This window comes from Micromonospora sp. NPDC005979 (assembly GCF_040614415.1).
GTDB lineage: Bacteria > Actinomycetota > Actinomycetes > Mycobacteriales > Micromonosporaceae > Micromonospora.
This window is the reverse complement of record NZ_JBEXUR010000006.1, coordinates 313,552-335,612: the sequence shown is the minus strand read 5'-3', so window position 1 is coordinate 335,612 and position 22,061 is coordinate 313,552. Positions and strand designations below refer to the sequence as shown.

The 22,061-nt window shown below is 75.0% G+C and carries 17 protein-coding genes; 14 read left to right on the top strand and 3 right to left on the bottom strand.

The window, feature by feature from the left end:
* The coding region (locus tag ABZ272_RS13465) for a hypothetical protein (protein ID WP_355050210.1) at window positions 1-1,305 on the bottom strand (1,305 nt) is incomplete at its 3' end.
* Here ABZ272_RS13465 and ABZ272_RS13460 point away from each other — a divergent pair.
* Together ABZ272_RS13460 and ABZ272_RS13455 are read left to right on the top strand one after the other, a co-directional pair.
* The gene (locus ABZ272_RS13460) at window positions 1,294-2,289 is read left to right on the top strand and encodes a Replicase polyprotein 1ab (RefSeq protein ID WP_355050209.1); all 996 of its coding nucleotides are present in this window, start codon (window positions 1,294-1,296) and stop codon (window positions 2,287-2,289) included. The genes ABZ272_RS13465 and ABZ272_RS13460 overlap by 12 nt on opposite strands.
* Window positions 2,286-3,311 carry an HAD-IIA family hydrolase gene (locus tag ABZ272_RS13455; protein WP_355050208.1) on the top strand — a complete coding sequence of 342 codons (1,026 nt, stop codon included), beginning with the start codon at window positions 2,286-2,288 and terminating at the stop codon, window positions 3,309-3,311. The genes ABZ272_RS13460 and ABZ272_RS13455 overlap by 4 nt, the downstream gene beginning before the upstream one ends.
* 118 nt (window positions 3,312-3,429) lie before the next feature.
* Here ABZ272_RS13455 and ABZ272_RS13450 read toward each other — a convergent pair whose 3' ends face one another.
* On the bottom strand, window positions 3,430-3,768 hold the full coding sequence (locus ABZ272_RS13450; RefSeq protein WP_355050207.1) for an SCP2 sterol-binding domain-containing protein: 339 nt from the start codon (window positions 3,766-3,768) through the stop codon (window positions 3,430-3,432).
* Window positions 3,769-3,879: 111 nt separating this feature from the next.
* On the opposite strand from ABZ272_RS13450, the gene ABZ272_RS13445 reads away from it, so the two are divergent.
* The 5 genes from ABZ272_RS13445 to ABZ272_RS13425 all read left to right on the top strand — a co-directional run bounded on the left by ABZ272_RS13445 (window position 3,880) and on the right by ABZ272_RS13425 (window position 10,601).
* Window positions 3,880-4,572: a hypothetical protein gene (locus tag ABZ272_RS13445; RefSeq protein WP_355050206.1), complete on the top strand. Its 693-nt coding sequence runs from the start codon at window positions 3,880-3,882 to the stop codon at window positions 4,570-4,572.
* A complete protein-coding gene (locus ABZ272_RS13440) occupies window positions 4,569-4,850 on the top strand; it encodes a hypothetical protein (RefSeq protein WP_355050205.1) in 282 nt (93 codons plus the stop codon). Before ABZ272_RS13445 ends, ABZ272_RS13440 begins: the two co-directional genes overlap by 4 nt.
* A gap of 42 nt (window positions 4,851-4,892) precedes the next feature.
* Window positions 4,893-5,750 (top strand): TlyA family RNA methyltransferase, encoded by an 858-nt coding sequence (locus ABZ272_RS13435; protein WP_355050204.1) that lies wholly within the window; start codon window positions 4,893-4,895, stop codon window positions 5,748-5,750.
* Between the two features lie 88 nt (window positions 5,751-5,838).
* Window positions 5,839-6,723, top strand: coding sequence for an NAD kinase (locus tag ABZ272_RS13430; RefSeq protein ID WP_355050203.1), 885 nt, complete (start codon window positions 5,839-5,841; stop codon window positions 6,721-6,723).
* 158 nt (window positions 6,724-6,881) lie between these two features.
* A complete protein-coding gene (locus tag ABZ272_RS13425) occupies window positions 6,882-10,601 on the top strand; it encodes a S8 family peptidase (protein ID WP_355050202.1) in 3,720 nt (1,239 codons plus the stop codon).
* Between the two features lie 54 nt (window positions 10,602-10,655).
* On the opposite strand, the gene ABZ272_RS13420 is transcribed toward ABZ272_RS13425, so the two are convergent.
* Window positions 10,656-11,675 (bottom strand): helix-turn-helix domain-containing protein, encoded by a 1,020-nt coding sequence (locus ABZ272_RS13420; RefSeq protein ID WP_355050201.1) that lies wholly within the window; start codon window positions 11,673-11,675, stop codon window positions 10,656-10,658.
* 102 nt (window positions 11,676-11,777) lie between these two features.
* On the opposite strand from ABZ272_RS13420, the gene recN reads away from it, so the two are divergent.
* The 7 genes from recN (at window position 11,778) to ABZ272_RS13385 (ending at window position 22,005) form a co-directional block, all read left to right on the top strand.
* On the top strand, window positions 11,778-13,535 hold the full coding sequence (recN, locus tag ABZ272_RS13415; RefSeq protein ID WP_355050200.1) for a DNA repair protein RecN: 1,758 nt from the start codon (window positions 11,778-11,780) through the stop codon (window positions 13,533-13,535).
* A 119-nt stretch (window positions 13,536-13,654) separates the two neighbouring features.
* On the top strand, window positions 13,655-14,833 hold the full coding sequence (steA, locus tag ABZ272_RS13410; RefSeq protein ID WP_355050199.1) for a putative cytokinetic ring protein SteA: 1,179 nt from the start codon (window positions 13,655-13,657) through the stop codon (window positions 14,831-14,833).
* Between the two features lie 27 nt (window positions 14,834-14,860).
* Complete coding sequence (locus ABZ272_RS13405; protein WP_355050198.1) at window positions 14,861-15,802, top strand: copper transporter; 942 nt, start codon at window positions 14,861-14,863, stop codon at window positions 15,800-15,802.
* Between the two features lie 43 nt (window positions 15,803-15,845).
* A complete protein-coding gene (locus ABZ272_RS13400) occupies window positions 15,846-16,712 on the top strand; it encodes a hypothetical protein (RefSeq protein ID WP_355050197.1) in 867 nt (288 codons plus the stop codon).
* A gap of 1 nt (window position 16,713) precedes the next feature.
* Complete coding sequence (locus ABZ272_RS13395; protein WP_355050196.1) at window positions 16,714-18,396, top strand: lipid II flippase MurJ; 1,683 nt, start codon at window positions 16,714-16,716, stop codon at window positions 18,394-18,396.
* A 31-nt stretch (window positions 18,397-18,427) separates the two neighbouring features.
* A complete protein-coding gene (locus ABZ272_RS13390; RefSeq protein WP_355050195.1) occupies window positions 18,428-19,576 on the top strand; it encodes a glycosyltransferase family 4 protein in 1,149 nt (382 codons plus the stop codon).
* A complete protein-coding gene (locus tag ABZ272_RS13385; protein ID WP_355050194.1) occupies window positions 19,576-22,005 on the top strand; it encodes a hypothetical protein in 2,430 nt (809 codons plus the stop codon). The genes ABZ272_RS13390 and ABZ272_RS13385 overlap by 1 nt, the downstream gene beginning before the upstream one ends.
* The last annotated feature ends 56 nt before the right edge of the window (window positions 22,006-22,061 follow it).

Sequence of the window (22,061 nt, the reverse complement as noted above, 5' to 3'; positions counted from 1 at the left end):
GGTGGCTACCAGGGTGGTGGTGACCGTGGTCGTTCCGGTTCGCCGCGTGAGGGTGGCTTCCGTGGCGGTGACCGCGAGGGCGGTTTCCGTGGTGGGGACCGTCGTGAAGGCGGCTACCAGGGTGGCGGTGACCGTGGTCGTTCCGGTCCGTCCCGTGAAGGTGGCTTCCGTGGCGGTGACCGCGAGGGTGGCTTCCGTGGTGGGGACCGTCGTGAAGGTGGCTACCAGGGTGGCGGTGACCGTGGTCGTTCCGGTCCGCCGCGTGAGGGTGGCTTCCGCGGTGGTGACCGCGAGGGCGGTTTCCGTGGTGGCGACCGTCGCGAGGGTGGCTTCCGTGGTGGTGACCGTGACGGTGGTTTCCGTGGTGGCGACCGCCGTGAGGGTGGCCCCCGCGACGCGACGCGCTCCGGCGGGCCGCGTGAGGGTGGCTTCCGTGGCGGTGAGCGTGACGGTGGTTTCCGTGGTGGGGACCGTCGTGAAGGCGGCTACCAGGGTGGCGGTGACCGTGGTCGTTCCGGTCCGTCCCGCGAGGGTGGCTTCCGGGGCGGTGACCGCGAGGGTGGCTTCCGTGGTGGCGAGCGCCGTGAGGGCGGCTACCAGGGTGGCGGTGACCGTGGTCGTTCCGGTCCGCCGCGTGAGGGTGGCTTCCGCGGTGGTGACCGCGAGGGTGGTTTCCGTGGTGGCGACCGTCGCGAGGGTGGCTTCCGTGGTGGTGACCGTGACGGTGGTTTCCGTGGTGGCGACCGCCGTGAGGGTGGCTCCCGCGACGCGACGCGCTCCGGCGGCCCGCGCGAGGGTGGCTTCCGGGGCGGCGACCGCGACGGTGGCTTCCGTGGTGGCGACCGCCGTGAGGGCGGTTTCCGTGGCGGTGAGCGCGAGGGCGGCTTCCGTGGTGGGGACCGTCGTGAGGGCGGCTACCAGGGCGGTGGTGACCGTGGTCGTTCCGGTCCGTCCCGCGAGGGTGGCTTCCGGAGCGGTGAGCGTGGCGCGTCGCGCGAGGGTGGTTTCCGGGGTGGCGACCGTGATGGCGGTTTCCGAGGTGGCGACCGCCGGCAGGGTGGTGCTCCCCGTGAAGGTGGGTACCGCGGTGGCGACCGTGACGGCGGCTTCCGGTCCGACGACCGGCCGCGTCGCGAGGACGACCACCGCCGCGACGAGCGTGGGGCGGGCCCGGAGGCGTCCGAGGGTGGGCGCGGCGCGGCCCCGGCACTGCCGGACGACATCGTCGCGACCGACCTCGACAAGGACGTCCGTGCCGAGCTGCTCTCGCTGAACAAGCCGGTCGCCGAGACCGTGGCCCGACACCTGGTCGCCACCGGTCAGCTGATCGACGAGGACCCGGCCGAGGCGTTGGCCCACGCGCTGGCCGCCCGGCGGCTGGCGTCGCGGATCTCCGCTGTCCGCGAGGCGGTCGGCCTGGCCGCGTACCACGCGGGGGAGTGGCAGAGCGCGATCGCCGAGCTGCGGACGTACCACCGGATGACCGGTTTGCAGAGTCACCTTGCCGTGCTCGCCGACTGCGAGCGCGCGCTCGGCCGGCCGGAGCGGGCGATCGACCTGTACCGGGGCGCCGACCAGGAGAAGCTGGACCAGGCCGTCGCGATCGAGCTGCTGATCGTCGCCGCCGGAGCGCGGGGTGATCTCGGCCAGAAGGACGCCGCTGTCGCCATGCTCCAGGTGCCCGACCTGACCAGCGAGACGGCAGCGCCGTGGACGGCGCGACTCCGGTACGCGTACGCCGACGCGCTGCTCGCGGTGGGCCGGCGTGAGGAGGCCCGCGAGTGGTTCTCCCGCGCCGCCGACGTGGACACCGAGGGCGAGACCGACGCCGCGGAGCGGTTGCTCGAACTCGACGGCGTCGTCATCGAGGGCGACGAGGAGGACGAGACCGAGGAGATCGCCGCCGGACCGGGCACGCCGGGCGCCGTACCGGCTCAGCCGGACACGGACCTGACCGCCGGTGACGACGCTGACGAGGACGACCCCGACGGCGACGAGGACTTCGACGACGAGGACGAGGACTTCGACGACGACGAGGAGGACGGCGTCACCGGCCGCCTGGCGCAGGACGCCGACCGGGTGGATGCCGAGGACGTCGACGGTGACGACGAGGACGTCGACGGTGACGACGAGGACGTCGACGGTGACGACGAGGACGACGTGCTCGCTCCGGAGACGGACGACTCCTCCCCGGCCCTGACCACGCCCGCCGACGACGGTGGCCGTGTCGTGAGCGGCGACGGGACCGACCCCGTCCGGGGCGACGAGCCGGAGTCGACGCAGCGGTGAGCGCGGACGCCGGGAAGCGGCTGATCGACGGGTACAGCCTGGTCGTGTTCGACCTAGACGGTGTGATCTACCTGATCGACCGGCCGATTCCCGGCGCCGTCGAGGCGGTGGCCCAACTGCACGCCGAGGGGCGGGCGGTGGCGTACGCCACCAACAACGCCTCGCGTCGCTCCAGCGACGTCGCCGACCTGCTGACCGGGATGGGCGTGCCGGCGCGGCCGGAGGAGGTCCTCACCTCCGCGGCGGCGGCGGCCGAGCTGCTCCGCGACCGGCTGCCGGCCGGCGCTCGGGTGCTGGTGGTCGGCGCGGAGGCGCTGCGCGCCGAGCTGCGGGCGGTCGGACTGACCCCGGTCGGTCGCGCCGACGAGAAGCCGGCCGCGGTGGTGCAGGGCTACGGCCCGCAGGTCGGCTGGGCCGAGTTGGCCGAGGCGTCGCTCGCGGTCCGGGCCGGCGCGATCTGGGTCGCCACCAACACCGACCGCACGCTGCCGAGCGCCCGAGGCCCGCTGCCGGGCAACGGGTCACTGGTCGCGGTGCTGCGGACCGCGTTGGAGCGGGATCCGGACGTGGTGGTCGGTAAGCCGGAGTCGGCCCTGTTCGAGACCGCCGCCCGGCGCGGCGACGGCGGGAAGGCACTTGTCGTCGGAGACCGGCTGGACACCGACATCGAGGGCGCCCGCCGTGCGGGGTTGGACAGTCTGCTCGTCCTCACCGGTGTCAGTGACGTACCCGAGCTGCTTGCGGCCGAGCCACGACGGCGGCCCACGTACGTCGCGCGGGACCTGGCGGGGCTCTTCGACCCGGCGGCGGCGGTGCGGGTCCCGGGCCCGACGGACGCCGGCGGCTGGGCCGTCACGGACCGCGACGGGACGCTGGAGCTGGCGGGGAACGGCCGGGCGCTGGACGCGCTTGCCGCCCTGTGCGCGGCGGCGTGGGCGGCCCCGACGCTGCCGGCGATCCGCCCGGCGGGCACGGACGCGGCTGCCGCCCTGAAGAGCTTCGGGCTGCCCACCAACGCGTGAGGCCAGCCGCCGCGTGAGGCCAACAACCGCGTGCGGCGGCCCGTGCGGGGTGGAACCGGCCGACGGCGGGACGGCTGACGGCCAGCCTCGCCACACCGGGCCGGGGGAGCGGGAACCTCTAGAGCAGCTTGCGCAGCTTCATCAGGTCGAACGGGTTGGCCTTGATCGACACTCGGCGGGACGTGACCGCCTTGGTGACGTCCAGGTCGCCGCGGACCAGGGCGAGCAGGTCGTCGCTGGACGTGCTGAGCGCGATCTTGGCCTTCGGGTCGTCGCCGTCGGCCAGCTCGACCAGCCGGCCACCGCTGATCCGTCCGTGAAAGGCCGTGTCCAGGTCGGTGATGCGGCAGGCCAGCGTGCGTTCGAGGTCGATACGCTCACGGACCGTCTCGGCGTTGCGGTCCAACCGGGCGGCCAGCTCCTGCAACGCCTGCCGGCACTCGTCCACGCTGGCCACATGTCCCCCTCGCCGATTGCCACGCCGTCCCCGGCACCGTACCGCACGGGACAGTCCGGGGTGCCCGGTAGCGTGACACCTGCAGACCCCGCCCGATGGAAGGACCATGGCATGCAGGACGCGTGGCGCGCCTACCTCGAACTGGCCCTGGGCCTGGCGGAGGCGCCCCGGAAGAAGGCGCAGGACGCGGTGCGTCGTGTGGTCGGCACGGGCGGGGCGACCGCCGCCCAGCTGCAGGCGCTCGGCGAGGAGTTGGTGAGCACCAGCGCCGCCAACCGGGAGGCGTTGACCAAACTGGTCCGCTTCGAGGTCGACCGGGCCCTCGGCGCGGTCGGTCTGGCGACGGCCGACGAGGTGGCCGAGCTGACCCGACGGGTACGGGATCTGGAGCGGCAACTGCGCGAGGCGCGGGCCGCCGAGTCCACCACCGAGACGACGGCCAGCGGTACGTCCGCCGGCGAACCCGCGCCGAAGTCCGCCGCCGAGCCCGCGCCGCAGCCCGATCCGACCCGCGCGGCGCCGCCCGGTGACGGCCCGGTGCCGTCGGACGGCCCCGCCGGAGCGCCCGTCGCCCAACAAGCCGCCGTGCCCGCCGCGCCCGTCGCGCAGCAGGCCGTCGCGCCCGTCGCCAAGAAGGCGATCGCGAAGAAGGCCGTCGCGAAGAAGGCCATCGCCCGCAAGCCGCCCGCGACGATCAGCCGGACCGGCGAAGACCAGTCCGCCGACCAGGACGACACCCCGACTCCGGCGGACATGCCGGCGAAGAAGGCCGTCCGTAAGCGCCGCCCGGATGGTGGGTCGTGACCGACGGCGCTCGTCCCGGCCCACCCGAGGGCTTCCGGCCCGGCCCACCGCCGGCCGGCTCGTTCGCGGCCCGGCCGGGTCCGCCAGCCGGCGCCCGTCCCGGCCCGCCGCCCGACCTGCCGACCGGTGCCGACGACGCGGCGAGCCACCCGGCGGTCGAGGCGGCCGTGCGCGCCATGGACAACGCGGCGGCGCTCGCCCCGGCCGACCAGATCGCGCAGTACGAGGCGGCCTACGAGACGCTGCGCGAGACCCTCGCCACCATCGACCAGACCTGACCTGAGCAGGGCGACTCCGCCCGACAGACCGGAGAAACACCCATGGCACGTCGCAACCGGCTGGACGCCGAACTCGTCCGTCGCGGGCTGGCCCGCTCGCGTGAGCAGGCCGCCGCGCTGGTCGAGGCCGGCCGGGTCCACCTGCGCGGAGTGACCGCGCGCAAGGCCGCCGCGATGGTCGACCCCGCCGACCCGCTGCTGGTCACCGGCGAGGACCCGACCGAGGAGTACGTCTCCCGGGGCGGGCACAAGCTCGCCGGGGCCCTCGCCGCGTTCGGTGGGCTGCGCGTCGCCGGGCGGCGCTGCCTGGACGCGGGAGCCTCGACCGGGGGCTTCACCGACGTGCTGCTGCGCGCCGACGCCGCCGAGGTGGTGGCCGTGGACGTCGGCTACGGGCAGCTCGCCTGGTCCCTGCGGACCGACGAGCGCGTCCGGGTCCTGGAACGCACGAACGTCCGTACCCTCGTGGCGGACGCGATCGGTGGGCCGGTCGACCTGACGGTGGCCGACCTGTCGTTCATCTCGTTGCGGCTGGTGCTGCCGGCGTTGGCCGGCTGCACCCGCGACGACGGCGACCTGGCCCTGATGGTGAAGCCGCAGTTCGAGGTGGGCAAGGAACGGGTCGGGGCCGGCGGCGTGGTCCGCGACCCGGCGCTGCGCGCCGAGGCGGTGCTCGACGTGGCCGCCGCGGCGGCCCAGCTCGGTCTCGGCCTGGCGGACGTGGCGGCCAGCCCGCTGCCGGGGCCCAGCGGCAACGTCGAGTTCTTCGTATGGTTGCGCCGGGGCGCGCCGGCGGCCGACCCGCAGCGGGTGCGGGCCGTGGTGGACGCCGGGCCGGACGGTCCGACGACGGCCGGCGACGTGCCGGGCGTGGCGGCGGCGGAGGAGGTCGCAGGGTGAACGCGTACAGCGAGCGGCGCACGAGGGCACGCGGGCGTGCCGGGGTGTGGCCGTCGGGCCGTACGGTCGCGGACGGGCGGCCGGTCCGATGAGCCGCACGGCACTGCTGGTGACGCACACCGGTCGTCGGCGCAGCACCGAGCACGCCCGGTCGGTCGCCGCCGACCTCATCGCGGCGGGCTTCGAGGTGCGGGTGGTCGCCGAGGAGGCCGAGGACCTCGACCTGCCCGGGACGGTTCCGGTCACCGGCCCGGAGGCCGCCGAGGGCGCCGAGATCGTCTTCGCGCTCGGTGGTGACGGCACCTTCCTGCGCGCCGCCGAGCTGGCCCGCCCGGCGAAGGCACCGCTGCTCGGCATCAACCTCGGCAAGGTGGGCTTCCTCGCCGAAGCGGAGATCAACGATCTGGACCACGCGGTCCGGGACGTCGTCGAGCGCAACTACACCGTGCACGAGCGGCTCACGCTCGACGTCACGGCCGAGTTCGACGGTGGCCCGACCATCGAGTCGTGGGCGCTCAACGAGATCAGCGTCGAGAAGGGCGAACGGGCGCAGATGCTCGAACTCCTCGTCGACGTGGACGGTCGCCCGCTGTCCCGCTACGGCTGCGACGGCGTGGTCTGCGCCACCCCCACCGGGTCCACCGCGTACGCGTTCTCCGGCGGCGGTCCGGTGGTCTGGCCGGAGGTGGAGGCCCTGCTGCTGGTGCCGATCAGCGCGCACGCGTTGTTCAGCCGGCCCCTGGTCACCGCACCCACGTCGACGTTCGTGATCACCGTCGACCCGTTCACGACCCTCGCCGTGCTCGCCTGCGACGGCCGGCGGGTCTACGACCTGCCGCCCGGCGCCCGGGTGACGGTGCGTCGGGGCGCCCTGCCGGTATGCATCGTCCGGCTGCGTGCCCGTCCGTTCACCGACCGGCTGGTCGCCAAGTTCGGCCTGCCGGTGCACGGCTGGCGGGGCAGCCGCCGGTGACGGTGGCACACACCGTCGGTGTCCGGCGGTTGTCCACCTGACGACATGTCGCCGCTGCGGCGGCGAGAGGCTAGTGACCTGGTTGTGCGCTGCGTCGCAGACTCCGATCGGTCCTCATCCACGGATGTCGGGCCCGAAGGAGTGAAGGAGCGCATCGCATGCACTGGTCCCCCCGCTGGCTCAGCGCCGGCGCGGTCGGCGCGTTGGTGGTCGGCCTCGCCGCGCCGGCTTCCGCCGAGCCGCCCGTCCGGCCCACCGGCCCGAGCCTGGGCGCGTCCGCCCCGGCCGTCGCGCCCGTCCGCATCACCCTCATCACCGGCGACCAGGTCGAACTGTCGCCGGCCGCGCCGGGTCGGGTCGCCGCCACGGTACGCCCGGGACCCGGGCGGGAGCGGATCATCTTCCAGACCCTCGAGGTCGACGGCGGGCTGCGGGTCCTGCCCAGCGACGTCGCTCCCTTTATCTCCAGCGGCGTCCTCGACGCCAACCTGTTCGACGTGCAGGAGTTGGCCGCCGACGGCTACGGCGACGCCGCGCAGGGCGCGCTGCCGCTGATCGTGCGCTACCAGGAGCCGTCCGCCGGCCGGGTCCGGCCGCTCGGCGGCGTCACCGACGCCCGGCCCCTGCCGAGCATCAACGGGGCCGCGCTGCGGGTCGACAAGGCTGACCTGGGTGGCCTGTGGACCACGCTCGCCGGCACGCCGACGACCCGGACCACGACCGCCGCGCCCCGGCTGGGCGGCGGCGTCGCCCACGTCTGGTTGGACGGTCGGGTGCGCCCGACGTTGGAGCACAGCGTCCCGCAGATCGGCGCTCCGGCGGCCTGGGCGGCCGGCCGCGACGGCAGCGGCGTGACGGTGGCCGTGCTCGACACCGGTGTCGACGCCACCCACCCCGACCTGGCCGGCCGGATCGCCGAGGAGCGGGACTTCTCCGGCAGCGGCAGCGCCCGTGACGGCCACGGCCACGGCACCCACGTCGCCGCCACCATCGCGGGCAGCGGAGCGGCGTCGGCGGGGCTGCGCAAGGGCGTCGCCCCGGGCGCGCGGCTGCTGGTCGGCAAGGTGCTCGACGACGGCGGCGCCGGCTACGACTCGGCCATCATCGCCGGCATGGAGTGGGCCGCCCACTCCGGCGCGAAGGTCGTCAGCATGAGCCTCGGCGGCGGTCCGACCGACGGCACCGACCCGATGAGCCAGGCGGTGAACGACCTGACCGCCGAGACGGGCGCGCTGTTCGTGATCGCGGCCGGCAACTCGGGCGAGGCGCGGAGCGTCAACGCGCCGGGCGCGGCCGCGGCGGCGCTCACCGTCGGCGCGGTCGACCGCGACGACAACCTGGCGGACTTCTCCAGCCGGGGACCGCGGGTGGGCGACAACGGCATCAAGCCCGAGATCACCGCGCCGGGCGTGGGCATCGTCGCCGCGCGGGCCGCCGGCACCACCATGGGTACGCCGGTCGACGACGCCTACACGGCGGCGTCCGGGACGTCCATGGCCACCCCGCACGTGGCGGGCGCGGCGGCGATCCTCGCCCAGGACCACCCGGACTGGAAGGCCGGCGCGCTCAAGGACGCACTGGTCAGCACCACGAAGGCGAACCCGGAGCTGACCGTCTTCGAGCAGGGCGGTGGTCGCGTCGACGTGGCGCGGGCGCTCACCCAACGGGTGTACGGGTCGGCCACCGCCGACTTCGGCCGGGTCACCACCGGCGGACCGGTGGCCGAGCGCAGTGTGACGTACACCAATGGCACCTCGGTCGCGCGGACCCTGCGCCTGGCCCTGGAGCTGCGCAACCTGGACACCGGCGCGGCCGAGACCGACGGCGTCGCCGTCGGCGCGGGCGAGGTGACCGTGCCGGCGGGCGGCAGCGTGGCCGTGCCGCTGCGCGCGGACCCGGCGAAGCTGGCCCGGGGCCCGCACGGGGGCGCCCTGGTGGCGACCGGCGCGGACGGCGTCGCCGTGCGTACCCCGGTGGGCCTCACCGTCAGCGGGCCGCAGCACGACGTCACGATCAAGGTGCTGGGCCGGCAGGGTCAGCCGACCCTCTCGCCCGCCCTGACCCTCTTCGGTGAGCAGCCCGAGTCGGACTACTGGGGCTGGTGGCCCGGCGAGGGCACCCTGCGGGTCGAGGAGGGCACCTACCTGCTGACCGCGCTGGTCGAGCACGGCGCTCCCCTGGACGAGCAGTTGACCCAGACCGTCGAACCCGAGCTGACCGTCGACCGGGACCTGACCGTCGTGCTCGACGCCCGTAAGGGCACGCCGGTACGCGTCGAGACGCCGAAGCCCAGCGAGCAGCGGGCCACCCTCAGCTTCTACGTGCACCGGGTACTGGGCAACGGCCGGCAGATCGACAACGGCGTCATGGCGTACAGCACCGTCCAGCAGGTCAACGTCACGCCGACCCGTCCGGTGCGCCAGGGTGAGTTCGAGTTCGCCTCCCGCTGGCAGCTCGTCGCGCCCGTGGTGGACGCCAGGGTCACCGGTGTGTCCGCGCCGTCGGACATCAACCTGCTGGGCTCGTCCCCGGCGCCGACCGGGCGACGCAAGCTGCCGCTGGTCTGGGCGGGCACCGGAACGCCCGACGAGCTGAAGCGGGCGCGGGGCGCCGCGGCGTTGCTCACCACCGATGAGAACCGCAGCGAGGAGGAGCAGGTGGCCGCGGCGGCGGCGGCCGGCGCGGCGGCGGTGCTGATCGTCCGCCCCGAGGACCAGAGCGCGTGGACGGTCTGGCGTCCCGAGGGGGAGCGGCTTCCCGTCCCGGCGATGGTCGTGGCGTACGACGACGGGCAGCGACTCATCGCGGCGGCGCGAACGGGTCGCGCGACGCTGGACCTCACGCTGACCGTGGACAGCCCCTACCTGTACGACGTGTGGCAGGTGTCGAAGGGGCGGGTGCCGGAGCGCATCGTGCACACGGTGACCGCGGGAAACACCGCCGAGGTGACCGCGCGCTACGGCGACACGGGCGCGGGTTGGGCCACCGAGGAGCGGTTCGGCTGGCGTCCGTGGCAGGAGTACGCCTGGAACGACGACCAGCGCCTGGTCCACAACGGGACCGTCCGGCAGGAGTTCGTCAGCGCCGGCGACAACTGGTGGCAGCACCGGGTGCTGCACAAGCAGATGTTCATGCAGTGGGGGCAGTTGACCGGCGGGCTCGCCCAGGAGCCCCGGCGGTACGCCGCCGACGACCGCGAGACCGAGTCCTGGCACGCTCCGGTGGTCCGTCCGGCCGTGCCGGAGACCGGCGTGCCGGTGCCGACGCGCAAGGGCGACGTTCTCGACGTGCGGGTGCCCGAGTTCGTCGACGCCGACGGGCACTACAGCGTGGCGGGCAACAGCGAGGAGTCGGACGACGTCGAGGCCCGCCTCAGCCGCGACGGGCGGCAGATCGCCGACCTGTCCGACGGCTGGACGCCGGTGCCGACCACGGCGGGGGCGGCCCGTTACCGCCTCGACGTGACGACCCGTCGGGCCTCGGACGGATGGCGCTACGGCACCCGGACGGACACGGCGTGGCAGTTCACCTCGGCCCGCCCGGCGGGTGCGGCGGCGACGCCGCTGTCGCTGCTGCAGGTGGACTACCGGGTGCCGGCCGACCTGTCCGGCACCGTGCCCGGCAACCGCCCGCACCAGGTGGGGCTGACCCTGCGCCAGCCCGCCGGAGTCTCCGCTCCGAAGGGCGTCGGCGTGACCGTGCAGGTCTCCTTCGACGAGGGCGTCACCTGGCGGTCCGTACCGACCCACGGGTCGGGCGTCCGCTACACGGCGACGGTGCCGGCCGGACGCGGAACGGTGTCGCTGCGGGTGCACGCCGCCGACCGGGCCGGAAACACCGTCGACCAGACGGTGCTGCGGGCGTACGGGCTGCGCTGATCGCCGAAACCGGCCGGGCCCACCGTCGTGTCGATGGTGGGCCCGGCCGCGTCGTCAGAGCCAGCCGCGCCGGGCGGCCTGGAACGCCAGTCCGGGACGCGTGTCGACACCGGCGGCGTCCATCAGGTCGGCGAGGCGGCGCTGCACCGTCCGGCGACTGACCCCGAGTTGGGAGGCGATGGACTTGTCCGGTACGCCGGCCACGAACAGCGACAGCAGTCGGGCCTCGTCGGCGTCGGGCCGGTAGCCGTCGGCCGGACGGGCGTCGCCGGTGTCGCGGCGGTGCTCGGACGTCGCGCCGGACAGCGGATCGTCGAGCCGCAGCCGGGTGGCGACCCGCCAGTGACTCTCGAAGAGGGCGAGCAGCGCGTCGAGCAGTTGACTGCGGCCGATCACCGCGGCACTCGGCTCGCCGCCGTCCCGGTCGGGCACCAGCGGGCAGATGGCGGTACGCGCGTCCACGATGGCCAGTCGGACCGGCAGGCGGTCCAGCACGCGGGCCTGCTCACCGGCGGCGACCCCCTTGGCCAGGTCGGCCAGCGCCCCCGGTTCCAGCAGCAGGTCCCGCTCGTAGATGGCGCGGTAGCTCACCCCGCGGGCGAGGGCGTCGAACTCCTCGACGTTCTCCGGGCCGGCCATCGCGAGGGGGTTGGCGCGGCAGAACCACAGCACCTCCTCGCGGGCCGAGTTCTGCAGGTCGCGGAGTCGGTCGCGGAGCGTCCGTCCGCCGCGGATCACCTCGACCAGGTGGTCGACGTGGTGGCGGCGCAGGCCGGCGCGGTACTCCTCGGCCAGTTGGGTGACCCGGTGGCGGGCGGCCTCCAGGTCCTCCTGGCGGCGCAACAGCGTGGCGCCGAGGGCGACGTCCGGCGCGGTCGGGCGCAGCGGGCCGTCCGGGTCGTTCTCGGTGGGCTGCACGAGACCCTTGGCCCGTAACGCCTCGATCTGCTCGACGACCTGCGCCCGGGGCCGTCCCAGCCGGCCGGCCAGCTCGTCGACGCGAGCCGTGGTGAGCTGGAGCAGGCAGCGGTACAGCTCCTCCTCGGCGGGGGTCAGGCCGATCACGTCCAACACGGGGCAAGACTGTACGTCGGGGAGGTCACGGCCGCAGCGCGGCCCGGTCGTGGGGCCCGTCGGCTGGTCAACTGTCGGCCCACGCGTCTACTGTCGGGTGCTGTGCTGGAAGAGCTGCGCATCACCGGACTCGGCGTCATCGAGGACACCACACTGCCGTTGACCGGCGGCATGAACGTCATCACCGGCGAGACCGGTGCCGGCAAGACGATGGTGGTCACCGGCCTCGGCCTGCTCTTCGGCGGCCGGGCCGACGCCGGGCGGGTGCGTGCCCAGCCGGGCCGGGCCGTGGTCGAGGGGCGGCTACGCCTCACCGGTCGCGTCGCCGACACGGTGCACGCCCGGATCGGCGACGCCGGTGGCGAGCCCGACGAGGACGGCTCGCTGCTGCTGAGTCGTACGGTGACCGTGGAGGGCCGCTCGCGGGCCCACGTGGGCGGCCGCAGCATGCCCGTGTCGATGCTCGGCGAGGTCGGCGAGCAGGCGGTGGCCGTGCACGGGCAGTCCGACCAGTTGCGGCTGTTGCGTCCGGCCGAGCAGCGGGCCTCCCTGGACCGGTTCGCCGGGCCGACGCACGAGAAGCTGCTCGACGCGCTGCGCGAGGCGTACACCGGTTGGCGGCGGATCGTCGACGACCTGGCCGACCGGCGGCGCAACGCCCGCGAGCGCAGCCAGGAGGCCGACCTGTTGCGGCTCGGCCTCGACGAGATCACCCGCGTCGACCCGCAGCCCGGCGAGGACGACGAGCTGAAGACCGAGGCGCAGCGGCTGGAGCACGCCGAGGGTCTGCGTACGGCCGCGCAGCTGGCCCAGCAGTGCGTGGCGGGTGGCGCGGACGCGGCCGACGAGACGCCGGACGCGGCGTCGCTGCTCGGCACGGCCCGGCGCACCCTGGAGGCGCAGGCCGGCACCGACCCCGCGCTGGGTGAGCTGGCGGCCCGCCTCGAGGAGGCGGCCACCCTGGTCACCGACGTGTCGGCCGAGCTGTCGGCGTACCTGGCGACGCTGGACGCCGACCCGGCCCGGTTGCAGCACGTCTACGAGCGGCGGGCCGCGTTGCGCGCGTTGACCCGCAAGTACGCCGACGACGTCGACGGGGTCGTCGCGTGGGCCGAGCGGGCCCGCACCCGACTGTCCGACCTGGACACCTCCGACGACCTGCTCGACGAGCTGGACCGGGAGGGGCAGCGGCTGGCCGCGGAGGTGGCCGACCTGGCTGCCCGGGTGTCGGTGTCCCGGCAGGAGGCGGCGGTCCGCTTCGCCGACCAGGTCACCGTCGAGTTGGCCGGTCTGGCGATGCCGCACGCGCGGATCGAGGTGGCGGTGCTGCCCCGACCGGCGGGCCGGGCCGAGCCGTCGTTGACGGTCAACGGCGTCGAGGTGGGTGTCGCGGCCGACGGCGGCGACGAGGTGGAGTTGCGGCTGTTGGCCCACCCGGGCGCGCCGTCGTTGCCGTTGCAGCGCGGCGCCTCCGGCGGTGAGCTGTCCCGGGTGATGCTCGCCATCGAGGTGGTCTTCGCCGGCTCCGGTGGCCCGCCCACGCTCGTCTTCGACGAGGTCGACGCGGGTGTCGGCGGTCAGGCCGCGGTGGAGATCGGCCGGCGGCTGGCCCGGCTGGCCCGCAGCCACCAGGTGTTGGTCGTCACACACCTGCCGCAGGTGGCCGCGTTCGCTGACCGGCATCTCGTGGTCGCGAAGGACACCGGTGGCGCGGTGACGACCAGCGGCGTACGGGTCGTGGAGGACACCGAACGCGCCCGGGAACTGGCCCGCATGCTGGCCGGTTTGCCCGATTCGGATCTGGGTATCGCCCACGCCGAGGAGCTTTTGGCCGTCGCGGCGAAGGAAAGGCGGTTGTGACGCCGCGTATTGTGGGCGCAAGCACACCGGCTCGCGTCGGCGTGTGCTTCCCTGGGTAGGCGGCCCTGCTCAGGCATGTCGCGACAGAAAAGCCTGCCTCACATGCCAGGATGGTCACGATGCGTCTACCCACGTTGCGCCGGAACCGGAATGCCGAACCGGGCAGAGTCCTCGGCACCGCGCGCCTTGATCGCCGGACGAAACGCCTGGTCGGTCGGCTTCGCCCCGGTGACATCGCGGTCATCGACCACGTCGACCTGGACCGGGTAGCGGCCGACTCGTTGGTCGCTGTCGGTGTCGCCGCGGTCCTCAACGCCAAGCCGTCGGTCTCCGGCCGCTATCCCAACCTCGGGCCGGAGGTGTTGATCGCCGCCGGGATCCCGCTGCTGGACGATCTCGGCGAGGGCGTCTTCGAGCGCATCCGCGAGGGTGACCAGGTACGCGTCGAGGGCAACACCGTGTTCGCGGGCGAGGAGCCGGTGGCGCACGGCACCCTGCAGGACGCCGAGTCGGTCGCCAAGGCGATGTCCGACGCCCGGGAGGGGCTGTCGGTGCAGTTGGAGGCGTTCGCCGCCAACACGATGGACTATCTGCGCCAGGAACGCGACCTGCTGCTCGACGGCGTGGGCGTACCGGACATCCAGACCCAGATCCAGGGCCGACACTGCCTGATCGTGGTGCGCGGCTACGACTACAAGGCCGACCTGGACGTGCTGCGCCCGTACATCCGTGAGTTCAAGCCGGTGTTGATCGGCGTGGACGGCGGCGCGGACGCGCTGGTCGAGGCCGGGTACACCCCTGACATGATCATCGGGGACATGGATTCGGTCACCGACGACGTGCTGCGCTGCGGCGCCGAGGTGATCGTGCACGCCTACCCGGACGGGCGGGCGCCCGGTCTGCCCCGGGTCAACGGGCTCGGCGTCCCGGCCATCACGTTCCCGGCCGCAGCGACCAGCGAGGACCTGGCGATGTTGCTGGCCGACGAGAAGGGCGCCTCCCTGCTGGTCGCGGTCGGCACCCACGCCACGCTCGTCGAGTTCCTCGACAAGGGGCGTGGCGGGATGGCCTCGACGTTCCTGACCCGGCTGAAGGTCGGCGGCAAGCTGGTCGACGCCAAGGGCGTGAGCCGGCTCTACCGGCAGAGCATCTCGGGTTCGTCGTTGCTGCTGCTGGTGCTCTCGGCGATCGCGGCGATGGCCTCCGCGGTGGCGGTCTCCACCGTCGGTAAGGCGTACCTGGGTGTGGTCGCCGAGTGGTGGGACAATTTCGTGTTCCAGCTGTACCGGCTCTTCTAGTTCCCGAGCGATCAAGAGGCTGCAAGCGTGATCAACTTCCGCTACCACGTGGTGTCCCTCACCGCGGTCTTCCTGGCTCTGGCGATCGGCCTGGTGGTCGGCACCGCCGCCCTCAACGGCCCGGTCGCCGACTCGCTCAAGCAGCAGGTCACCGGGCTGCGCAAGGACAACCAGCAGTGGCGTCAGCAGGTCGCCAACATGGAGAAGCAGCTCGGTCTGGAGGAGGAGTTCGCCGAGGAGATGTCCCAGGTGGTCCTGCCGGGCACCCTCACCGGACGCCGGGTGGTGGTGCTCAGCCTGCCGAACGGGCGGGACCACACCGAGGGTGTGCTCAAGAAGCTGCAGCAGGCCGGCGCCACCATCACCGGCCGGGTCGACCTGCAGGACAAGTTCATCAACCCGGACAACAACTCCAACCTGCTGGAGTTGGCCGTCACCGCCGCCCGGCCCACCGCGCAGACCACCGGCCTGCCCGGCAACGGGCACGGCGTGGAGACCTCCAGCGCGCTGCTGGCCAGCGTCCTGCTGGACCGCGCCCAGGGCACCGCGCCGGTCAGCGACGCCGACCGCCGGGCGGTGCTCGCCGCGTACAACAACGCCGGCTACCTGACCACCGACAACAACAAGGTGACCGGCCCGGCGGAGGCGGTCGTCGTGGTGAGCGGCCAGCCGTACGTCGACAAGGACTCCGAGAAGCGGGACGAGTCGGTCGTCAAGATCGCCGAACAGTTCGACCGGACCGGGGCGATCGTGGTGGGCGGCAACGGCTCCGCCGGCGGCAACGTGGTGTCCGTGGTCCGTGGCGACCCGGTGCTGTCGCAGACCATCTCGACCGTCGACAACGCCAACACCGTCCAGGGGCAACTGGTCACCAGCCTGGCGCTGGTGCAGCAGCTCACCGAGAAGAAGGCCGGTCAGTACGGCGTCGGCGACAACGCGGCGTCCCTGCTGCCTAGACTGCCCCAGTGAGCGAACGACGTACCGCCGTGTCCGTAATCGACGAGGTGCCGGCATGAGCACGCTGGGACGGCTGCTGGTCGCCGCCGCCGGAGCGGCCGCCGCCCGGTACGCGCTGCGCGAGGTGCGGACCGCCCCGGTGGGGCCGGCGCTGGAGCGCACCAACTTCCGGGGTCGGACGGTGACCCTCGCCGCCGGTCCGGCGCTCGCGGCCGGCGCGACCGCCGCGGGCGCGTTCGGCGCGACGAGCGCCGCCGCCGGTGGCGCCGCCCTGGTCGCCGGTCTCGGCGCCGGCGGTGTCGGGCTCTACGACGACGTGGTCGGGGCACGACCGGAGCAGAAGGCGGCCAAGGGCTTCGCCGGGCACCTCGCCGCGCTGCGCGAGGGGCGGGTCACCGCCGGGCTCGTCAAGGTGGTCGGGGTGGGCGCGGCCGGGCTGGGCGCCGCCGCGCTGCTCGCCGCCGACCCCCGCGTCGCCGCGCACCCGCGCCGGCAGCGCCACGGCGCGTTCGGCCGGGGTGTCGACGTGCTGCTCGGCGCCGGCGTGATCGCCGGCACCGCCAATCTGCTCAACCTGCTCGACCTGCGACCCGGCCGGGCCATCAAGTCCGGGCTGCTGCTGGGCGCGCCGCTGACCGGCGGCCCGCACGGCGGGATCGCCGCCGGCGCGGCCGGCGCCGCCGCCGGACTGCTCGGCGACGACCTGTCCGAGAACGTCATGGTCGGCGACAGCGGCGCGAACGCGCTCGGCGCGCTGCTCGGTGTGGCGCTCGCCGCCCGCACCGGCCCACTGGGCCGCGCCGGCCTGCTCGCCGTGCTGGCCGGGCTCACCGCCGCCAGCGAGAAGGTCAGCTTCACGGCGGTGATCCAGCGGACCCCGGGTCTGCGGGAGCTCGACGCACTGGGCCGGCGCACCGACTGACGTGACCAGACCGGCCCCCCTCGCCGGCGCCGGCCGGCTGGCCGGGGCAGCCGCGCTCATCGCCGTCCTCACCGTGCTCAGCCGGCTCGCCGGCTTCGGCCGGACCGCCCTGTTCACCTGGAGCCTCGGGAACACCGACCTCGGCGGCACCTACGTGGTGGCCAACGCGGTGCCGAACTTCATCTTCGAGATCGTCGCCGGTGGCGCGTTGGCGAGCCTCGTCGTACCGCTGCTGGCCGGCGCGGTCGAGGCCGGTGACCGGACGACGGTCGCCCGGACCACCGGCGCGCTGCTGACCTGGACGCTGGCCCTGCTGGTGCCGCTCGCGCTGCTCGTGGCGTTGTCGGCCGGCCCGGTGGTGGAGTCGCTGGGGCACCACCTCACCGACGCCCAGCAGCACAGCGGCGTACGGATGCTGCGGATCTTCGCGCCGCAACTACCGCTGTACGGGATCGGCATCGTGCTCACCGGCGTGCTCCAGGCGCACCGCCGCTTCGCCTGGCCGGTGCTCGCCCCGCTGCTCTCCAGCCTCACCGTGATCGTCGTCTACCTGGGGTTCACCGCCACCCAGGGCCGCTATGCCACGGTCGCCGGGGTGAGCCCCGGCGGCGAGGTGCTCCTCTCCGCCGGCACGACCCTCGGCGTGGTGGTGCTGTCGCTGTCGCTGCTCATCCCCGTCCGTCGGCTGCGCCTGGGGGTACGGCCCGGGTTCGGGTTCCCCGCCGACGCGCGGACCCGGGTCGGCGCGCTGGCGGTGGCGGGCGCGGTCACCGTCACGACGCAGCAGATCGCCCTGATCGTCAGCCTGAACCAGGTGACGGCGGGCGCGCGCAGCAACCCCGGCGTCTACAACCTGGCGCAGACCGTCTACCTGCTGCCGTGGGCGGTGCTGGCGGTGCCGGTGGCCGTGGCGGCCTACCCGACCCTCGCGGCGGCCCGGTCGGCCGGCGACGAGGACGCCTACCGGGCGACCCTCGCGCCGGCCGTGCGCGGGGTGCTGCTGTTCAGTTGCCTCGGCGCGGCCGCGCTGGTCGGGACCGCGGGGCCGATCGGGCACTTCTTCTTTCCCGCGTCCACCGCGCCGACGGCCGCCGCCGCGATCATCGGGTACGCCCCGGGCCTGATCGGCTACGGTCTGTTCGCGATCCTCACCCGAGCGCTCTATGCACGCGGGCAGACCCGGGCGGCGACGGTGGCGACCGCCGTCGGCTTCCTCGTGGTGCCGGTCGCCGTGCTGGCGCTCGGTCGGATCCTGCCGCTGACCGACCGGGTGCTCGCCGTGACGACCGCGAACTCGGTGGGCATGGTGGTGCTGGGCGCGCTGCTGGTCGTCGCGGTGACGCGGGCCGCCGGTGCGCCCGCGCTGGCCGGGGCGGCGCGCGCCGGGTCGGCCGGCGTCCTCGCCGGCCTGCTCGCCGCGCTCGCCGGGCTGGGCCTGAGCCGTTGGCTCGACAGACTGGACGGCGGCACCCCGACGACGGCCGTGGCGCTCGGTCAGGGCATGCTGTCCGGGGTTCTGGTCGGCGTCGTGTTCCTCGTCGTGGTCTGGTTCGTCGACCGACGGGACGTACGGCCGCTACTGACCGGGGTGGCCCGCCGCCTCCGGCGGGGCCGGGCCGGCACGTCCACGCCGGGCGCGGTGCCCCCGGAGCGGGGCGACGGGAAGGAGACGGCGGTTCGGTGAGCGTTGTCAACACCAACCGGCGGTGGCCGGCATGACGGAGACCAACGGCTGGTCGGGCGCCGTGGCGCTGGTGCTGGCGTCCAGCACCGGTGGGGTCGGCCAGCACGTCCGTTCGGTGGCGCGGGGGCTCGTCGCGTCCGGCGCGACCGTGCTGGTCTGCGGGCCGGCGGCGACGCAGGAGCAGTTCGACTTCACCGGCGTCGGCGCGCGTTTCGAACCGGTGGAGATCCCGGCGAGCCCGACCCCGGCCGACGCGCGGGCGGTGCTCGCCCTGCGGCGGTTGCTCGCCACCACCCGGGTCGACGTGGTGCACGCGCACGGCCTGCGCGCCGGTCTCGTCGCCGTACTGGCCCGGCCGGCCGCCCCGCTCGTGGTGACCTGGCACAACGCGGTCCTCGCGGGCGGGCTGCGCGGCGGGGTGTCCCGGCTCGTCGAGCGGGTGGTCGCCCGGGGGGCCCGGGTGGCGCTGGGGGCGTCCGCCGACCTGGTCGGGCGGGCCGCCGCGCTGGGCGCCGCCGACGCGCGGCTCGCCCCGGTCGCCGCCCCGACGCTGGCCGCGCCACGTCGGCGTCGCGCCGCCGTCCGCGCCGAGTTCGGCGTGGGACCGGAGCAGCCGCTCATCCTCTCGGTGGGCCGGCTGCACCCGCAGAAGCGCTACGACGTGCTGGTCGACGCGGCGGCCCGCTGGCGGACGCGTACCCCACCGCCGGTCGTGGTGATCGCCGGGAGCGGCCCGGCGTACCTGGCGTTGGCCGCGCGGATCTCGGCGGCCCGCGCTCCGGTGACCCTGCTGGGGCACCGTACCGATGTGGCCGACCTGCTCGCCGGCGCCGACCTCGCGGTGGTCACCAGCGACTGGGAGGCGCGGCAGTTGTTCGCCCAGGAGGCGATGCGGGCCGGCGTGCCGTTGGTGACGACGGCGGTGGGCGGCCTGCCGGAGCTGGTCGGTGACGCCGCCGCGCTGGTCCCCTCGGTCGACGTGGACGCGGTCGACGCGGCGGTGCGCGCGCTGCTGGACGACCCGGCGACCCGGGCCGAACTGGGTCGGCGCGGCGCCGAACGGGCGGCGACCTGGCCCACCGAGGCGGACACGGTCACCGTGCTGACGGCCGTCTACGCCGAACTGGCCGCCCACCCGGCGGCGCCCGGCTCCGACGCGCCCGTGACGGGACACCGCTGATGGTGCGTCGACTGGCCCCGGCCCTGTTGACCGTGCTGGTGGTGGCGTTGGGCGTCACCGCGCTGGCCGTCCGGCCGCCGCAGGGCACGCCGCAGCGCACCGCCGACTTCGTGGTGCTCGCCGGTATCGCGGGGCTGCGCTGGGAGGACGTCGACCAGCAGCGCACGCCGACGCTGTGGCGGATGGCCCAGGAGGGTTCGATCGGCTCGCTGTCGGTGCGGTCCGCGCACCGGCCCACCTGCCCGGTGGACGGCTGGTTGACGCTCGGCGCGGGCAGTTTCGCCGGCTGGAACGGCGCCCGCCCCGACGGCGGCTGCCCGCCGGCCTCGGTGGCCGTGGAGCAGCCGGACGGGATCGGCGCGAACCTGCCCGACCAGGAGAGCGTGGTCCAGTACAACCAGCAGCGGCTGCCGTGGGGCACGATGCCCGGGTCGCTGTCGGAGTCGGTGCGCTGCTCGGTCGCCGTGGGGCCGGGCGCCGCCGTGGCCGCCGCGCGGCCGTTCGGCCGGGTCGACAGGTACGCCGCGGGGCTGCCGGCCGATCCGCGTCGGTTGCTCGGCTCGTGCGTCCTGAGCATCGTCGACCTCGGGACGATCGAGGGGAGCGACCCGGCGGCCCGCGCCGAGGAGGCACGGGTCGCCGACGCCCAACTGGCCCGGGTCCTGGCCGCCCGCCCGCCGCGGTCGCTGGTGCTGGTCGCCGGCATCTCCGACACCGAGCGACCGTCGCGGCTGCACGTGGCGATCGCCGACGGACCGGGTTGGGAGCGGGGCTGGCTCACCTCGGCCAGCACCGGCCGGGACGGTTACCTTCAGCTCGTCGACCTCGCGCCGACGGCGTTGGCCGCGCTGGGCCGGCCGATGCCGGAGCGGCTGTTCCTCGGCCGGCCGGCGGTCAGCACCGGCGGTCGGCCGGCGGACCTGACGGAGGCGATCAACGCCCCGGCGGACGCCGACCGGGAGGCGGCCGCCCAGCGGACCGTCTCCGGCGGGTTCTTCGCCCTGCTCGCCGGGGCGCAGGTGCTGCTGGCCCTGGCCGTGCTGCCGCTGCTGCGCCGCGCGCGGCCACACGCGGGCCCGACCGGCCCGACCCCGATCCCGGCCCGGGTGCTGGCGGCGGTCGAGCTGGTGCTGGTCGCGGCGGCGTTGACCGTACCGGCCGCGTTGCTGGCCGACGCCGTCCCCTGGTGGCGCGGCGGGCACCCCGGGTGGATCTTCGCCGGGGTCACCGCGCTGCTGGTCGCGGGGGGCACGGCCGCGGTCCGCTTCGCTCCCGGGTACGCGAAGACCCTCGGCCCGGTCGGCGCGGTGGCCGGCCTGACGACCCTGGTCGTCGGCGTGGACGTGCTGACCGGGGCCCGCCTCCAGCTCAACGGCGTGGTCGGCTACTCGGCGTTGCAGGGTGGCCGCTACGCCGGGCTGAGCACGGTCGCGCTGGGGGTGTTCCTCGCCGGCGCGCTGGTGACCGGCGGGTGGCTCGCCCAGCGGGTGCACCGTCGCTGGCGGCCCGCCGTGATGGTCGCCGTGGGTGGCCTCGCCGTGGTGGTGGCCGGCAGCCCCTACCTGGGCGCCGACCCGGTCGGCGCGATCGCGCTGACAGCCGGCCTGAGCGTGGCGGCGGCGATCAGCGCCGGTGGCTGGCTGACCATCAGTCGACTGGCGTGGGCCACCATGGCCGCCCTGGCGGTGGGTATCGGCTTCGCCGTGGTGGACCTGCGCCGGCCGCCGGCCGAGCGGGGGAGCCTCGGCCGGTTCCTGTCCGCGGTCGGCGACGGCACCGGCGGTTTCACCGTGCACCGGTCCAGCACGGCGAACTTCGAGACGTTGGTGAACAGCCCGTTGACCGTGCTGGCGCTCGCCGGCGGGCTGCTCGTGTGGTTCGCCCTGCTGCAGCCGTGGGGTGGGCTGATGCGGCTGTTCGGCATCTACCCGGCAGTGCGGGCGGCGTTCGCCGGCACGGCGGTCGCGGCGGTGCTGGGCGGTGTGCTCGACGGCGCGGCACTGGACGTGGCCGGCGCGGCGACCGCCCTGGTGGTGCCGCTGGCGGCGCTGGCGTCGCTGCGGGTCCTCGGGCACGCCGCCGACCGGACCCGCCCCGCCACGGCCCGCGCGCGGGAGAACGGGGCCGACGACGATCCGGGTTCCGGAGGCGACGGGCCGGCCGGCGGGGGGAACGGCCCGGCCGGCGGCGGTGGTCCGCTCGGCGCCGGTCACCCCCGGCCGGTCGGCGGTGCGCCCGCCGCGCCGCGCCGTACGGTCGTCCGGGGGCCGGACCTGGGCTCGCCGGAGGCCGACGACGCCAGCCGGTCGGAGGGTCCGACGGGGGCCGGCCGGTCGGAGGGTCCGACGGGGGGCGCTGCGGCCACCGCTCCGGCGCAGCGGCGTCCGGCGGACACGCCAGCGCCATCGAGCGAGGTTGCCGCCTCCTGACCGCCGGGCGTCGCCGGGGTGGCCCGTTCCGGCGCCAGCCGGGGTGCGGCCTGCGA

What these genes read in the sequence shown, in the direction of transcription:
- ABZ272_RS13445 (WP_355050206.1), top strand. Translation starts at nt 3,880, where the DNA reads ATGCAGGACGCGTGGCGCGCCTACCTCGAACTGGCCCTGGGCCTGGCG.
- ABZ272_RS13435 (WP_355050204.1), top strand. Translation starts at nt 4,893, where the DNA reads ATGGCACGTCGCAACCGGCTGGACGCCGAACTCGTCCGTCGCGGGCTG.
- ABZ272_RS13430 (WP_355050203.1), top strand. Translation starts at nt 5,839, where the DNA reads ATGAGCCGCACGGCACTGCTGGTGACGCACACCGGTCGTCGGCGCAGC.
- ABZ272_RS13425 (WP_355050202.1), top strand. Translation starts at nt 6,882, where the DNA reads ATGCACTGGTCCCCCCGCTGGCTCAGCGCCGGCGCGGTCGGCGCGTTG.
- steA (WP_355050199.1), top strand. Translation starts at nt 13,655, where the DNA reads ATGCGTCTACCCACGTTGCGCCGGAACCGGAATGCCGAACCGGGCAGA.
- ABZ272_RS13400 (WP_355050197.1), top strand. Translation starts at nt 15,846, where the DNA reads ATGAGCACGCTGGGACGGCTGCTGGTCGCCGCCGCCGGAGCGGCCGCC.
- ABZ272_RS13390 (WP_355050195.1), top strand. Translation starts at nt 18,428, where the DNA reads ATGACGGAGACCAACGGCTGGTCGGGCGCCGTGGCGCTGGTGCTGGCG.
- ABZ272_RS13385 (WP_355050194.1), top strand. Translation starts at nt 19,576, where the DNA reads ATGGTGCGTCGACTGGCCCCGGCCCTGTTGACCGTGCTGGTGGTGGCG.